This is a genomic window from Stutzerimonas stutzeri (assembly GCF_000952685.1).
GTDB classification, from domain to species: domain Bacteria; phylum Pseudomonadota; class Gammaproteobacteria; order Pseudomonadales; family Pseudomonadaceae; genus Stutzerimonas; species Stutzerimonas stutzeri_E.
Genome location: NZ_JYHV01000037.1, coordinates 386,504 through 400,668 on the forward strand (window position 1 = coordinate 386,504; position 14,165 = coordinate 400,668).

General features: G+C 64.1%; 12 protein-coding genes. 7 read left to right on the plus strand and 5 right to left on the minus strand.

Annotated features, from left to right (window positions below):
• Nucleotides 1-11 precede the first annotated feature (11 nt).
• Nucleotides 12-875 (minus strand): HDOD domain-containing protein, encoded by an 864-nt coding sequence (locus UF78_RS20400; protein ID WP_045164037.1) that lies wholly within the window; start codon nt 873-875, stop codon nt 12-14.
• Nucleotides 876-1,003: 128 nt separating this feature from the next.
• Between UF78_RS20400 and UF78_RS20405 the strand changes: the two genes are divergently transcribed.
• The 3 genes from UF78_RS20405 to ilvD all read left to right on the plus strand — a co-directional run bounded on the left by UF78_RS20405 (nt 1,004) and on the right by ilvD (nt 5,138).
• Nucleotides 1,004-1,543 carry a type 1 glutamine amidotransferase domain-containing protein gene (locus tag UF78_RS20405; RefSeq protein ID WP_045164038.1) on the plus strand — a complete coding sequence of 180 codons (540 nt, stop codon included), beginning with the start codon at nt 1,004-1,006 and terminating at the stop codon, nt 1,541-1,543.
• A 190-nt stretch (nt 1,544-1,733) separates the two neighbouring features.
• Complete coding sequence (locus UF78_RS20410) at nt 1,734-2,930, plus strand: class I SAM-dependent rRNA methyltransferase (RefSeq protein WP_045164039.1); 1,197 nt, start codon at nt 1,734-1,736, stop codon at nt 2,928-2,930.
• A 369-nt stretch (nt 2,931-3,299) separates the two neighbouring features.
• The gene (gene ilvD / locus UF78_RS20415; protein WP_045164040.1) at nt 3,300-5,138 is read left to right on the plus strand and encodes a dihydroxy-acid dehydratase; all 1,839 of its coding nucleotides are present in this window, start codon (nt 3,300-3,302) and stop codon (nt 5,136-5,138) included.
• Nucleotides 5,139-5,187: 49 nt separating this feature from the next.
• Here ilvD and UF78_RS20420 read toward each other — a convergent pair whose 3' ends face one another.
• Nucleotides 5,188-6,921 carry a DUF4153 domain-containing protein gene (locus tag UF78_RS20420; protein ID WP_045164041.1) on the minus strand — a complete coding sequence of 578 codons (1,734 nt, stop codon included), beginning with the start codon at nt 6,919-6,921 and terminating at the stop codon, nt 5,188-5,190.
• Nucleotides 6,922-7,281: 360 nt separating this feature from the next.
• Here UF78_RS20420 and UF78_RS20425 point away from each other — a divergent pair, with 360 nt between their 5' ends.
• Nucleotides 7,282-8,667, plus strand: a complete 1,386-nt coding sequence (locus UF78_RS20425) for a nucleobase:cation symporter-2 family protein (protein WP_045164042.1) — start codon at nt 7,282-7,284, stop codon at nt 8,665-8,667.
• On the opposite strand, the gene UF78_RS20430 is transcribed toward UF78_RS20425, so the two are convergent.
• Complete coding sequence (locus tag UF78_RS20430) at nt 8,668-9,786, minus strand: NAD(P)/FAD-dependent oxidoreductase (protein ID WP_045164043.1); 1,119 nt, start codon at nt 9,784-9,786, stop codon at nt 8,668-8,670. It abuts the gene before it with no gap.
• 108 nt (nt 9,787-9,894) lie between these two features.
• On the opposite strand from UF78_RS20430, the gene UF78_RS20435 reads away from it, so the two are divergent.
• Nucleotides 9,895-10,350: a metallophosphoesterase family protein gene (locus tag UF78_RS20435; RefSeq protein ID WP_045164044.1), complete on the plus strand. Its 456-nt coding sequence runs from the start codon at nt 9,895-9,897 to the stop codon at nt 10,348-10,350.
• Nucleotides 10,351-10,353: 3 nt separating this feature from the next.
• On the opposite strand, the gene UF78_RS20440 is transcribed toward UF78_RS20435, so the two are convergent.
• A complete protein-coding gene (locus UF78_RS20440) occupies nt 10,354-11,031 on the minus strand; it encodes a YitT family protein (protein ID WP_045164045.1) in 678 nt (225 codons plus the stop codon).
• A 93-nt stretch (nt 11,032-11,124) separates the two neighbouring features.
• On the minus strand, nt 11,125-11,640 hold the full coding sequence (gene folA, locus UF78_RS20445; RefSeq protein ID WP_045164046.1) for a type 3 dihydrofolate reductase: 516 nt from the start codon (nt 11,638-11,640) through the stop codon (nt 11,125-11,127).
• 152 nt (nt 11,641-11,792) lie between these two features.
• On the opposite strand from folA, the gene UF78_RS20450 reads away from it, so the two are divergent.
• Together UF78_RS20450 and UF78_RS20455 are read left to right on the plus strand one after the other, a co-directional pair.
• Nucleotides 11,793-12,905: a glycerophosphodiester phosphodiesterase gene (locus tag UF78_RS20450; protein WP_045164047.1), complete on the plus strand. Its 1,113-nt coding sequence runs from the start codon at nt 11,793-11,795 to the stop codon at nt 12,903-12,905.
• A 178-nt stretch (nt 12,906-13,083) separates the two neighbouring features.
• Complete coding sequence (locus UF78_RS20455) at nt 13,084-14,061, plus strand: Bug family tripartite tricarboxylate transporter substrate binding protein (RefSeq protein WP_045164048.1); 978 nt, start codon at nt 13,084-13,086, stop codon at nt 14,059-14,061.
• Nucleotides 14,062-14,165: the final 104 nt, after the last annotated feature.

The following is a 14,165-nucleotide window of genomic DNA, read 5'->3' on the forward strand; positions in this document are numbered from 1 at the left end:
GTGCCGTGCGGTCAGCCCACGCCCAGCTCGCGAATGCTGCCCTTGAGGTAGTCGAAATCGTACTCGGAGAGACCGACATATTCGAGCACCTGCTGCTGTACCGTCACCCACTCGTAGTCGTCCGGCTGATCACCGAGCACACGATGGCAGGCGCAGATGTGCTCGGCCATCTTCAGGATCGCCAGCAGCGTCTTGATCTGCGGATCGCTCAACTCATCATCGAACAGCGCCAGGGCGTTGTGATGATTGGCGATGGCCTCGCACAGATGAACCGGCAGTTTCCAGGAGCGGGCGACGAAATATCCGACCACCGCGTGGTTGGTGCTGAGCACGCGATTCTCGATGTCGGTGATGCGTACTGCATCGCTGGCACTGGCATAGGCTTCCTCCAGCACGCTCATGTAACCGGGAAAGCGCGCCAGCATCAGCGGGATCCCGCAATTGTGAAACAGGCCCAGCGTGTAGGCCTCGTCGGGCGCCGGATGGCCAATGCGCTTGGCCAGGGTCAGGCTGGTCATGGCGACATCTTGCGCGGTGTCCCAGAAGCGGTTGAGGGTGACGATGGCCGCGTCGGTCAGCTCGCCCTTGATCGATTGCGCGTTGATCAGGTTGACCACCGAACGGCAACCCAGCAGGTTGACCGCCTGCTGGATCGAGGCAATGCGATTGGCGAGGCCGAAGAGCGGAGAGTTGACGGTTTTCAGCAGCGCACCGGAGAGACCGGGATCCTGACTGATCAAGCGGGCAATCGCTCGGAGGTCAGGGTCCGGCATGACCTGCTCCATCTGCAGATCGACCATGATCTGCGGCTGCGGCGGCACACTGATGCCCTGTAGCACGCTGCGGATCTGCTCGTCGGAAAGCTCGACTGTCATGGGAATGACTCAGCTCAGCCAATAGCACTTGGCCACCAAAGAAAGAGTGCGAACTTTGGCCGAGAAGATGGTCGGATTCAAGTAGCTCCAATCTGAATACTCATGCAATCCGACGAGGAGGATTCGAAATGGCAGCATCACTCAACGGCAAACGCGTGGCGATTCTGGTAACCGACGGCTTCGAGCAGGTCGAACTGACCGGCCCCAAGGAGGCGCTGGAGAAGAAGGGCGCGACCGTTCATATCATCTCCGCAAAGAACGGCGAAGTGACCGGTTGGAACCACACCACGCCCGCCACGAAATTCCACGTCGATGACACCTTCGACAGTATCCGCACGGAAGACTACGACGCCCTGCTGCTGCCGGGCGGCGTGGTTAATTCAGACACCATCCGCACCGATGAGATGGCCCAGGAACTGGTGCGTGACGCGGCGCGTGAAAACAAGACGATTGCGGTTATCTGTCACGGCGCCTGGCTGCTGGCCTCCGCCGATCTGGTGAAGGGCAAGCGCATGACCAGCTGGCCGTCGCTGACCGATGACCTGAAAAACGCCGGGGCGCAGTGGGTCGACGAGCAGGTGGTAGTCGATGGCCATCTGATCAGCAGCCGCAAGCCGGACGACATCCCGGCATTCAGCGAAGCGCTGATCAAGGCGCTCGCCGCCTGACAGCGGACGCTGGAAGCGAGCGGACGACTGCTGAGCGTGCAACTGCCGGACCCGTGTCGGCGGTTTCACCGCTCGGCACGACCCGGTAACTCGGCATGCGGCACCGCAACGATCCGCTTTTCCTCGAGGTAGGGGCCTGAAGCGCGCCGCTCCTATACAATGCCCGCCCCCTTGCCCGGAGCCCTTCCCGATGACCCTGCCCAGCCTGCGCCTCAAAGCCAATGCCGATCGCCGTCTGCGTGCCGGTCACCTGTGGGTCTACAGCAACGAGGTGGACACCGCTGCCACGCCGCTGAGCGGCTTTGCCGCTGGCGATCAGGCGATTCTCGAAGCCGCGGGCGGCAAGCCGCTGGGCATCGTCGGCGTCTCGCCGAACAACCTGATCTGCGCGCGCCTGCTGTCGCGCGACCTCAAGCACAGTCTGGACAAGTCGCTGCTGGTGCATCGCATCCAGGTCGCCCTGTCGCTGCGCGAACGTCTGTTCGATCAGCCTTGCTACCGCCTGATCTACGGTGACTCCGACCTCTTGCCGGGCCTGGTGGTGGACCGTTTCCACGACCACCTGGTGGTGCAGCTGGCCTCGGCGACCATGGAGCGCAACAAGGATGCCGTGCTCGAAGCCTTGGTCCAGGTCATCAAGCCGCGCGGCGTGCTGTGGAAGAACGACTCCAGCGCACGCGACGCCGAGGGCCTCGAGCGTTACGTCGATACCGCCTTCGGTGTGGTGCCGGAATGGGTCGCCCTTGAAGAGAACGGCGTGAAGTTCGAAGCGCCCGTTCTTCAGGGCCAGAAGACTGGCTGGTTCTACGACCACCGCATGAATCGCGCGCGACTGGCTCCCTACGTCAAAGGCAAGCGCGTGCTCGACCTGTTCAGCTACATCGGCGGCTGGGGCGTGCAGGCGGCGGCGTTCGGCGCCAGCGAAGTGTTCTGCGTCGACGCCTCGGCCTTCGCCCTCGATGGCGTAGAGCGCAACGCCGCACTCAATGGCGTGGCCGAGAGGATGACCTGTGTGGAAGGCGACGCCTTCGAAGCGATGAGGGAGCTGAAGAACGCTGAAGAGCGCTTCGACGTGGTCATCACCGATCCACCTGCCTTCATCAAGCGCAAGAAAGACATCAAGAACGGCGAGGCCGCCTACCGCCGCCTGAACGAAACCGCCATGCGCCTGCTGAACAAGGACGGCATTCTGGTCAGTGCCAGCTGCTCGATGCACCTGGAAGAGGACAACCTGCAGAACATCCTGCTCGGCAGCGCACGTCATCTGGACCGCAACATCCAGCTACTCGAACGCGGCGCCCAGGGGCCTGACCATCCGGTGCATCCGGCGATTCCTGAAACGCGTTACATCAAAAGCATCACCTGCCGAATATTGCCGAACAGCTGAGGAGGAGCGCGGCGGAGACGGTGGATGTGAAAAGCGACATCCACCCTACGTCACTTCCCCGCAGCGCCGTGTCCGCGCGCAGGGTGGATGGCCACCCCGGTGGAAGACCGCGAAGCGTCTTCCACCGGAGCCGGCACGCCGACAACCAGCGAAGCCCGACCATCAGCCTTCCCCGGTGCCGCAACCGCGCGTAGAATCGGGGCCATTCCTCGCCATCATCCCCCGGCGGGCCCATGAGCCCAGGCCGCCCGAGCGATACCCCGCCTCGATCCGGCCCCTCCGCACGCACGGTCACCTGCCGTTGCACGCGGCACAGGTGACGCTCACCATATGCACTACTCGACCAGCTGATTAGCCGCAGGAACCGTCATGCCCGATTACCGCTCGAAAACCTCCACGCACGGCCGCAACATGGCCGGTGCCCGCGCGCTGTGGCGTGCCACCGGCATGAAGGACGAAGATTTCAAGAAGCCGATCATCGCCATCGCCAACTCCTTCACCCAGTTCGTGCCCGGCCACGTGCATCTTAAGGACCTCGGCCAGCTGGTCGCCCGTGAAATCGAAAAGCACGGCGGTGTGGCCAAGGAATTCAACACCATCGCGGTCGATGACGGGATCGCCATGGGGCACGATGGCATGCTCTATTCGCTGCCCTCGCGCGAGATCATTGCCGATTCGGTCGAATACATGGTCAACGCGCACTGCGCCGACGCCATCGTCTGCATCTCCAACTGCGACAAGATCACCCCCGGCATGCTGATGGCCGCGCTGCGCCTGAACATTCCGGTGGTGTTCGTCTCCGGCGGGCCGATGGAAGCCGGCAAGACCAAGCTGGCCAGCCACGGTCTGGACCTGGTAGACGCCATGGTGATCGCGGCCGACGAAAGCGCCAGTGATGAAAAAGTCGCCGAATACGAGCGCAGCGCCTGCCCGACCTGCGGCAGCTGCTCCGGCATGTTCACCGCCAACTCGATGAACTGCCTGGCCGAAGCCCTGGGCCTGGCGCTGCCGGGCAACGGCTCGACCCTGGCCACTCACAGCGATCGCGAACAGCTGTTCCTACGCGCCGGGCGTACCGCGGTCGAGCTGTGCCAGCGTTACTACGGTGAAGGCGACGAGTCGGTTCTGCCGCGCAACATCGCCAGCCGCCGTGCGTTCGAGAACGCCATGACCCTGGACATCGCCATGGGCGGCTCGACCAACACTATCCTGCACCTGCTGGCCGCCGCCCAGGAGGCCGAGGTCGACTTCGACCTGCGCGCCATCGACGCCCTGTCGCGCAAGGTGCCGCAGCTGTGCAAGGTCGCGCCGAACATCCAGAAGTACCACATGGAAGACGTGCACCGCGCCGGTGGCATCTTCTCCATCCTCGGCGAACTGGCCCGCGGCGGCCTGCTGCACACCGACGTGCCCACCGTACACAGCCGCAGCATGGAAGAAGCCATCGCCCAGTGGGACATTACCCAGACCCAGGACGAAGCGGTGCACACCTTTTTCAAGGCCGGCCCGGCCGGCATCCCGACGCAGACGGCGTTCAGCCAGTCCACCCGCTGGGACACCCTCGACCTGGACCGCGCCGAAGGCTGCATCCGCAGCGTCGAGCATGCCTATTCCGCTGAAGGCGGCCTGGCCGTGCTCTACGGCAACATCGCCCTGGATGGCTGCGTGGTGAAAACCGCGGGTGTGGACGAATCCATCCATGTGTTCGAAGGCACGGCGAAAATCTTCGAGAGCCAGGACAGCGCTGTCAAAGGCATCCTCAACGACGAGGTGAAGGCCGGCGATATCGTCATCATCCGCTACGAAGGCCCGAAAGGCGGCCCGGGCATGCAGGAAATGCTCTACCCGACCTCGTACCTGAAATCCAAAGGTCTGGGCAAGGCCTGCGCCCTGCTCACCGACGGCCGCTTCTCCGGCGGCACCTCGGGCCTGTCCATCGGCCATGCCTCGCCGGAAGCCGCCGCGGGCGGTGCCATCGGCCTGGTACGTGATGGCGACAAGGTGCTGATCGACATCCCCAACCGCAGCATCCAGCTGCAGGTCAGCGATGAAGAGCTGTCTCACCGCCGCATCGAGCAGGACAAGAAGGGCTGGAAGCCTGCGGCACCGCGCGCGCGCAAGGTGACCACCGCCCTCAAGGCCTACGCCCTGCTCGCCACCAGCGCCGACAAGGGTGCAGTGCGCAACAAGGCGATGCTGGACGACTGATCGTTCGGGTTACTGCGGCAAAGAAAGCCCGACCATCGTGTCGGGCTTTTCATGGCTCGCTGATTGCCGGTTCCAGGCGAGCACCATCAATTTCGATCGCATTGAATCGGGGCGCAACCAGTTCGAATCCACCACGCTCCAGAAGCTCGCCAAGTGCCTCGCCGTCCGGCAGCGAGCCTCCGGTGACACGCATCTGCCCGAGCCAGCGCCAGCCACCTGCCGCATCACGTCCCAATACCGGCACCGTCCAGGACGCGCCGCGTAGCAGCAACACCTCGAATTGGCCGTCGCGATCCAGATCCACCGCAAACAAGCGGCACTCGCTAGCGCATCCCTGGTTACTGACGGAACGTGCCAACGAGCCATCTTCATCCGTCACAGGTTGGCCAATCCAGCGCACGGGCGGGGCGTTCGCGACCTCTTGCTCCTGTTTCCAGGCCCAATAGTGATCCGCCTTATCAAGCCGCTGCAGATCGGCTTGCAGGCCAGTGCGCCGAGCTTCGTCCTCCCAAGGCTCGCCCAGCTTTTCACGTAGCGCTTGCAGATACCGCCGCCCCGGCTCGCCCAGTTGAAAGCGCAGCGCGCCGAGATCGGTTCGCTCGGCGGGCAGCCTGGCATCGAGCAGCCGCTGGTACTGATTCGCGGCACTCAGTTGGAGCGGGCTCAGCATCGGTACATGCATCAACACCAGCAGAAATGCGGCGAACAGCGCCAACGGCGGGTTGCTCTGCCGCAGCCCACTCAGCCAGGTGGGGTCACGCCGGATCACCGCTCTGACCAGTGCAATGCCATGCACCATCGCCATCAGCGCCAGGAGCGCAGCCAATACGCGATCCGGGGTCAGCCCGTACTGGTCGATACGCAGCCACAGCGCATGCATCGCGAACCCGGCCAGCAACGGCAGGCACAGCGAGCTGGCATCGACCAGCAGCCGCAGCGGTCTCGGATAGTGGGCGGCCTGCTGAGCGTCTTGCACCACACCGTTGAGCAGGACCACGTGCGCGAACACCAGCGTCAGCAGAATCGGCGTGGCGTGACGTGTCGCCCAGAGCGGAGCCAGCCCGGTAAACGGCAGGAAGACCACGAACAGCAACAGAATCACCACCGTCAACGGCAACAGGAAGCGACACATGGCCTGCAGCACGTTGCGCAGCGCGTCGATGACCTGCCCGCGTTCCAACCCGATGCGCAGCCCAGCGGCGACGACCATAGCGCTGGCGACCCAGACGAAGCCAGACGAGCGGAACAGCCGCTTGAACTGATCGATCCCGAGCATGCTGAACAGGCCCGCCCAGAGCCAGATCAACAACCAGAAGACACCCAGCATCACCAGTGCCATAAACAGCAGCAGGCCGTTGTTCCACGCGTGGCGGTAGAGGGCGTTGTAATCGAAACGCCAACGATGCGCAGGGTCCCGCGCCTGGATGAAGGGCGTGAGGATGTAGGCCAGGGCGAGTTGGCTCCACAGCAGCAGCGTGCCGGTGGTTTCTTCCAGGCGATACCAGCGCGGCTGATCGAACTGAGCCGCCAGTGCCGCCGCTAATACAGCGGGCAGCAGAATCGCCGGCAGCAATAGTTCCCACCGTCGCGCCTCGCGTATTCGCCCCCAGAGCATCTGTAGCTGCCACCCGCCTACCACGACGATGGCGATCAACGCCGAACACAAGGACCGCCAGATCGCTCCGTGCGGCCAGCTTTCGCTCGCGGCCCAGAGTGTCGCGCCCTGGAGCAGGCCCAACGCCAGGTAAACTATCAACGGTCGTTGCTCACTCGCTCGTTGCATGCACTTCCCTTCATTGATTCATGACGCTGCCGTTCTGGCAGCGCGTTCATGATGCTGTCATGGATTCCAACGATTCCGATACCGCGCCGCGTGACGCTGCGCTTGAGTGCTAAGCGGGACGTATCGAGGGCACACTAACTGCCTTGGAGCACACCGTTCGTGACGCATGGCGCAGGTTGAACTCCACTGGCACAAACGCCAGGCATGGCCTTGCCGGGTATCTGCGGAGGACAAGCGTCACGTAGCACCGGAAACCGCGCCTAGGTCTTCCAGAACAAGTTCTGATCAGCGGCCGATGCATTCGGCTGTGCCCGGCCACCCGTGGCACGTAGAATCGCCGTTTTTTCTGCAAGGACGGCCATGAACGCCCTCACCCAGCGCACCGAAACACCCAACGACCTGCTGTACCGACTCGATGACCGTCCACGGCCATGGATAGCCTTTCTCGCCGCGCTACAGCATCTGCTGGCGATCATCGTGCCGATCGTCACGCCAGGGTTGCTGATCTGCCAAGCCATCGGCGTATCGCCACGCGACACCAACATCATCGTGTCCATGTCGCTGGTAATATCCGGCATCGCCACCTTCGTCCAGTGCAAACGCTTCGGCCCGCTCGGTGCGGGACTATTGATCGTGCAAGGTACCAGCTTCAACTTCGTTGGCCCGCTGATCGCTGGCGGTGTGCTGATGGTCAAGCAGGGCACACCGGTGGAGGCCGTCATGGCAGCAATCTTCGGTGTGGTCATTGCCGGTTCCTTCATTGAAATGGGCGTCTCGCGCGTGCTGCCGTTCATCAAACGCCTGATCACGCCGCTGGTGACCGGCATCGTGGTGCTGATGATCGGGCTGACGCTGATCAAGGTCGGGCTGATCAGCATGGGCGGCGGTTACGCAGCCATGGGCGACGGCACCTTCGCCAGTCGGGAAAACCTGCTGCTGTCCAGCGTGGTACTGGCTGCCATCGTCGTGCTCAACCGCTTGCCGGTGGTGTGGATGCGCAGCTGCGCGATCATCATCGCGCTGGCTATCGGTTATGCCCTGGCGGCGTACCTGGGCCGCCTGAACTTCGCCGGCATGCACGAGGCCGCGCTGTTCCAGGTACCGATTCCGCTGCATTTCGGCCTGGGCTTTTCCTGGAGCCTGTTCATTCCCATGGTGGTGATCTATCTGGTGACCTCGCTGGAAGCCATCGGCGACATCACCGCCACGAGCAAGATCTCGGGCCAGCCGGTCGAGGGACCGGTATGGATGCAGCGGATCAAGGGTGGCGTACTGGTCAACGGCGCCAACTCGCTGCTGGCCGGCCTGTTCAATACCTTTCCCAGCTCGGTGTTCGCACAAAACAACGGCATCATTCAGCTGACCGGAATCGCCAGCCGCTACGTCGGTATGTGGATCGCCGTGATGCTGGTGGCGCTGGGGCTATTCCCTGCGGTCGCCGGGGTGCTGCAGGCGGTTCCCGAGCCAGTGCTGGGTGGTGCTGCGCTGGTGATGTTCGGCGCGGTGGCGGCGGCAGGGATCAACATTCTCGCGGGCGTGCAGCTGGATCGCCGGGCGCTGCTGATCATCTCGGTTTCGCTGGCGCTGGGCCTGGGTGTCTCGCAGGTTCCGGAGTTCCTCGCGAACCTGCCGGTGGCTCTGCGCAATGTGTTGGAATCCGGTGTGGCCACCGGCGGCATCTGCGCCCTGGTAATGAATTGGTTTCTGCCCGAATCACCGGAGAGGTCCGGGCAAGAACCCGTCTGATCAACAGATCCGCGCATCCTCAGCGAGGCGCTGGCTCACCTCGTCGGCGATCGCCAGGGCCGCGGTCAGCCCAGGCGATTCGATGCCGAACAGGTTCACCAGCCCAGCAATCCCATGCACGGCGGGCCCGTCGATACGAAAGTCCGCCGCCGGCTCACCGGGACCGCTGATCTTCGGCCGGATGCCGGTATAGGCGGGCTGCAGGGCCCCGTCCGGCAGTGCCGGCCAGTAGCGGCGAATGGCTGCGTAGAAGCCATCGGCGCGGCTTTCATCCATCGCGTAATCGAGGCCGTCGACCCATTGTACATCCGGGCCGAACCGGGCCTGACCGCCGAGATCCAGGGTCAGGTGCACGCCCAGCCCGCCTGGCTCGGGTAGCGGATAAACCAGGTGTCTAAAGGGCGTCGCGGTCGCCAGGCTGAAATAGCTGCCCTTGGCGAAATAGCGCGGCGGCACCGCATCGGCAGCCAGGCCCTCGGTGTGTGCGGCGATCACCGGTGCCGCATGCCCGGCGCAGTTGATCACGCCGTTGGCGAGCAGCGTCATCGGCTCATCGCCGCCGACCTCGACGCGCAACCCCGCCTCCGTCACCGCCATCGCCTTGACCGGCGCACGTAGCGCCAGCAGGGCCCCAGCCGCTTCCGCATCGCCCTGCAACGCCAGCATCAGGGCGTGGCTGTCGACGATACCGGTGCTCGGCGACAGCAGCCCGGCGACGGCGTTGAGCTGTGGCTCCAAAGCCTTCACCTCGCCGTCATCGAGCCGCCGCAGGTCGTCAACACCGTTGGCTACCGCGTGCGCCTGCAGGGCCTCGAGGCCCGCCAGCTGGGATTCGTCCGTGGCGACGATCAGCTTGCCGCAGCGGCGATACGGCACCCCGTGGCTCTCGCAGAAGGCGTAGAGCGCATCGCGCCCGGCCACGCACAGACGCGCCTTCAGCGAACCCTGCGGATAATAGATGCCGGCATGGATAACCTCGCTGTTGCGCGAGCTGGTGCCGGTGCCGATGGCGGCCTCAGCCTCCAGAATCAGCACCTCACGCCCCGCCTGCGCCAGGCTGCGCGCCACGGCGAGCCCCACTACCCCGGCACCGATGACCACGCAATCGACCCGCTCCATTCACTCGTTCCTCTTCGTTCGGCGGCCGCCAGCCTGCCGTAATATCGAACCGCGGCCAAGTCTCGGTTGCCCTAACCTTCAACCATTCTCGAAATGACTGGAGTCAGCATGCGCATTGGCGTCATATCCGATACCCACGGCCTGCTGCGACCCGAAGCGTTGACGGCGCTGCAGGGCTGCGAACGGATCATTCACGCCGGCGACATCGGCAAACCCGAGGTGCTGGAGGGGCTGCGTGCACTGGCGCCGCTCGATGCGATACGCGGCAACGTCGACAGTGGTGACTGGGCCGCTGCTATCCCCGAGCGACTGGATCTGCAGATCGGCGGGTTGCGCATCCATGTCACCCATGACGTCAAGAGCCTGTCCATCGATCCCGTCGCCGAGCGGGTCGACGTAGTGATCGCCGGACATTCGCACCAGCCGAAGATCGAGGAACTCAACGGCGTGCTCTACCTCAACCCCGGCAGCGCCGGCCGCCGGCGCTTCACGCTGCCGATCAGCCTGGCCCTGCTGGACATCGAGGACGGCCAGCCACGGGCGCAGCTGGTCACTCTCGGCTGAGCTTCAACTGACGCCCGTATAGCGATCGGCACGGTGATTGACCGCCAGCACCAGGTTCAGCGCCACGGCGCCGAGCACCGACAGTGCGACCTTTTCCGGCGGCACGATGAACACGGCAGCGAGCACGATCAGCGCATCGATGCCCATCTGAAAGGTGCCCGCGCGCAGGCCGACCCGCGCCTGCAGATACAACGCCAGGATGTTCACTCCACCGAGGCTGGCCTTGTGGCGGAACAACATCAGCAGTCCGACGCCCATGGCGAAGCCGCCGAACAGTGCGGCGTAGTAGATGTTCAACTCGGCGAAGCGGATCCACCTCGGCGTCAGCTCCGCGAGCAGCGAAACCAGACCCACGGCGATCACGGTGCGCAGGGTGAAGCCCCAGCCCATGCGCCAGATCGCCAGCAGGTAGAACGGAATGTTCAGGGTGAAGAACACCAGCCCAAAGGGCCAGCCGGCGAAATACTTGAGCAGGAAGGCCAGCCCGACCGTGCCGCCAGTGAGCAGCCCGGCGTGGCTGTAGAAGGCGATCCCCAGCGCCACCATGGCGGTGCCGAGCAGCATCGCCAGCGCGTCCTCCCACAGCGGATGTCGCACGAAGATTGCGGCAATGCGTTCAGCCGGTTCGGCATCGGCTTGCTCGGCGGCGGCCTGCACCGCGCCCGGTCTCTGGTCCTGCATGGAAACTGTCTCGTGGCGAGCGGATGGATAGCATAGGGCCTGGCGCCAGGTGAAGACTTGGCACCGGTCAAGGAAGGCGTGGGCGAATCCGGTTCAGCGGCGCTGCCAGGTCTCGAAACGGTACGCCGGGGCGTCGCCCTCGGTCGGGTGTGCCTGGCTGTCGATGCGCGCCCATTCGGCTTCGTCATAGGCCGGAAAGAAGGCATCACCCTCGGGACTGGCCTCAATGCGGGTCAGGTAGAGGCGCTGCGCCCGGGGCAGCGCCTGGGCATAAAGCTGCGCACCGCCGATCAACATCAGCTCATCGACACCCTGTTTGCGCGCCCATTGCTCGGCGCGAGTCAGCGCGGCGTCGAGCGAGGTGAAGGTCTCGGCACCCTCGAGTTGCAGGTCCGGCTGTCGGCTGACCACCAGGTTCAGCCGCCCCGGCAGGGGCCGGCCGAGCGAATCCCAGGTCTTGCGGCCCATGATGATCGGCTTGCCAAGGGTCATCGCCTTGAAGTGTTTGAGGTCGGCAGGCAGATGCCACGGCATCTTGTTGTCGAGCCCGATTACGCGGTCGTCCGCGAGGGCTGCGATCATGGCGAGGGGAAGTGAGGTCTGATTCATGACGGCGAGAATAACAGAGCGCCCGCAGAGCAGTCAGCGCCGCCAGATACACGTCAGCATCATCGAACGGTCATCTTCGCTTTACCAAAGCGTCAATCTGTCGTCATTCTCAGGTTTCAGGCTTACCGCTCCCCTTTCATGGAGACGCCCTAATGGCCCGCCACAGCCGCCCCACCCTGCGCCACCTGTTTATCGCCTGCAGCCTGCTTTTGCCGATCGCCGCGTTTGCCGCCACGCCCGACGCCTCGATCGCAGCCAAGAACGGCCGCGGCGAGCCCCACCCGTTGGTCATTGCCCACCGCGGCGCCAGTGGCTACGTGCCCGAGCACACCCTCGCCTCTTACGCGTTAGCCATCCTGCAGGGCGCCGACTATGTCGAGCCGGACCTCGTCATGACCCGCGACGGCGAGTTGGTTGCTCGACACGACAACGAGCTGGGGCTGACCACCGATGTGTCGCAACATCCCGAGTTCGCCGACCGCAAGCGCACGCAACTGGTCGACGGCGTGAAGCTCACCGGCTGGTTTAGCGAAGACTTCACCCTGGCCGAGCTGAAAACGCTGCGCGCCATCGAGCGCATCCCGGCGATTCGTCCCGGTAATGCGCGGCTCGACGGCAGCCTGGAAATTCCGACGCTGCAGGAAATCATCGATCTGGTGAAAACCTTGCAGCTGAGCGAACACCGCCGCATCGGTCTGTACCCCGAAACCAAGCACCCGACCCACTTCCAGCAGCTCGGCCTGGCCATGGAAAAGCCGCTGGTGCGCATCCTCCACCGCAACGGCTACGCCGGCCGTAATGCGCCGGTGCATATCCAGTCGTTCGAAGTCGAGAACCTGAAAGCCCTGAGCCGCATGACCCAGCTACGCCTGGTGCAGTTGTTCGGCAGCGGTCAGCCGTACGATCAGCAGGTTCGCGGAACTGACCTGACCTACGCGCAAATGGCGACCGCAGAAGGTCTAAAGGTGATCTCGCGTTACGCCGCCGGTGTCGGTCCGGAGAAAAGCTACATCATCCCGCGCGACGCCAACGGCAACCTCGGTCAGCCTACTGACTTCGTGCCGAACGCCCACGCCGCTGGCCTGAAGGTGCATCCGTACACCTTCCGTGCCGAAAACGCCTTCCTGCCGACCAACCTGCGTAAGGGCGACTCGCCTGCCGATCGAGGCGACATCGAGGCCGATATCCGCGCCTACCTGGACGCCGGTATCGACGGTCTGTTCATCGATCAACCAGACATCGCCGTGCGCCTGCGCGCCGATTGAGGCACATGTGGCCCGGCTCTGAGCGACCGGGCCTCGCGTCGAGTGATCATCAGGCATTCAGGGTTCGCGGGAGGGGAACCCGCCGCCCCTTGGCGAGGTATTAGCTTTACGGCCTGGCCGCGACCGATCGTCCTGCGAACGGCGGTGATTCCTAGAACAACCACAAGAAGGAACAAACATGAAGCCCGTCCTCAAACACCTGCTGCCCCTGCTGCTGGGCACCACGCTCCCGCTCGCTTCCATTGTCCAGGCCGCCGAATGGCCAACTGATACCGTTCGCCTGATAGTGCCCTACGCACCGGGCGGCACCACCGATGTCCTCTCGCGCAAGGTCGCCGATCTGCTGCAGAAGGAAATCGGCACCGTCGTGGTCGAAAACCGTCCCGGCGCCGGCTCCACCATGGCCACCGGGCAGCTTGCCCGCGGCGGACGCGGCGCCGACCACACCATCGCCATGGCGTCGCCCGGCCATACCATCGGCCCGGTGATCTACAAGAATCTGCCCTACGACCCGGTGAAGGATTTCAAATTCATCCGCAACGTCATCGAGATTCCCAACGTCATGGTGGTGCCGGCGAGCAGCCCCTACCAAAGCGTCGAGCAATTCATCAAGGCAGCGAAAGACAAGGAGATGACCTTCAGCTCGGCCGGCGTTGGCAGCTCGATCCATATGTCCGGTGAGCTGTTCAAAGCCATGACCGGTACCAAGATGACCCACGTGCCTTTCCGCGGGAGTGGCGAGGCCCTGCCGGCGCTGCTCAGTGGCGATGTCGACGTGTCGTTCGAGAACATGCCGGCGGTGCTCGCGCACATCCAGTCCGGCAAGCTTCGGGCGCTGGCGGTGACCTCCGCCGAACCTTCTCCTTACCTGCCGGGTGTCGAGCCGCTGTCCAAGCTCGGTGCCAACCTGGGTCTAGGCGACTTCGTCACCACCGCCTGGTTCGGCCTGGTCGCCGATGACAGCATGCCGGACGAGGCCATCCAGACGCTGCAGAGCGCGCTGGACAAGCAGCTCGATAACGAGAGTTTCAAGGCATTCGTTGCCCAGCTCGGCGGTGAACTGGCGACTGAAGAAGGTGACGATTTCCGCGATTATGTCGCAGAGGACGTTAAACGCTGGCAGCGTGTCGCCGGGCAGGCACAGCTCGACCAATAAGATCGCAACGAGGACTCGCCGGCGCGTACGCGGCTGCAGCCTGCTTGGCGGGCCGGGCGACGCTCCGCTTCAATCCGAGCGGGTCGCCAGCCGGACTGCGCCGC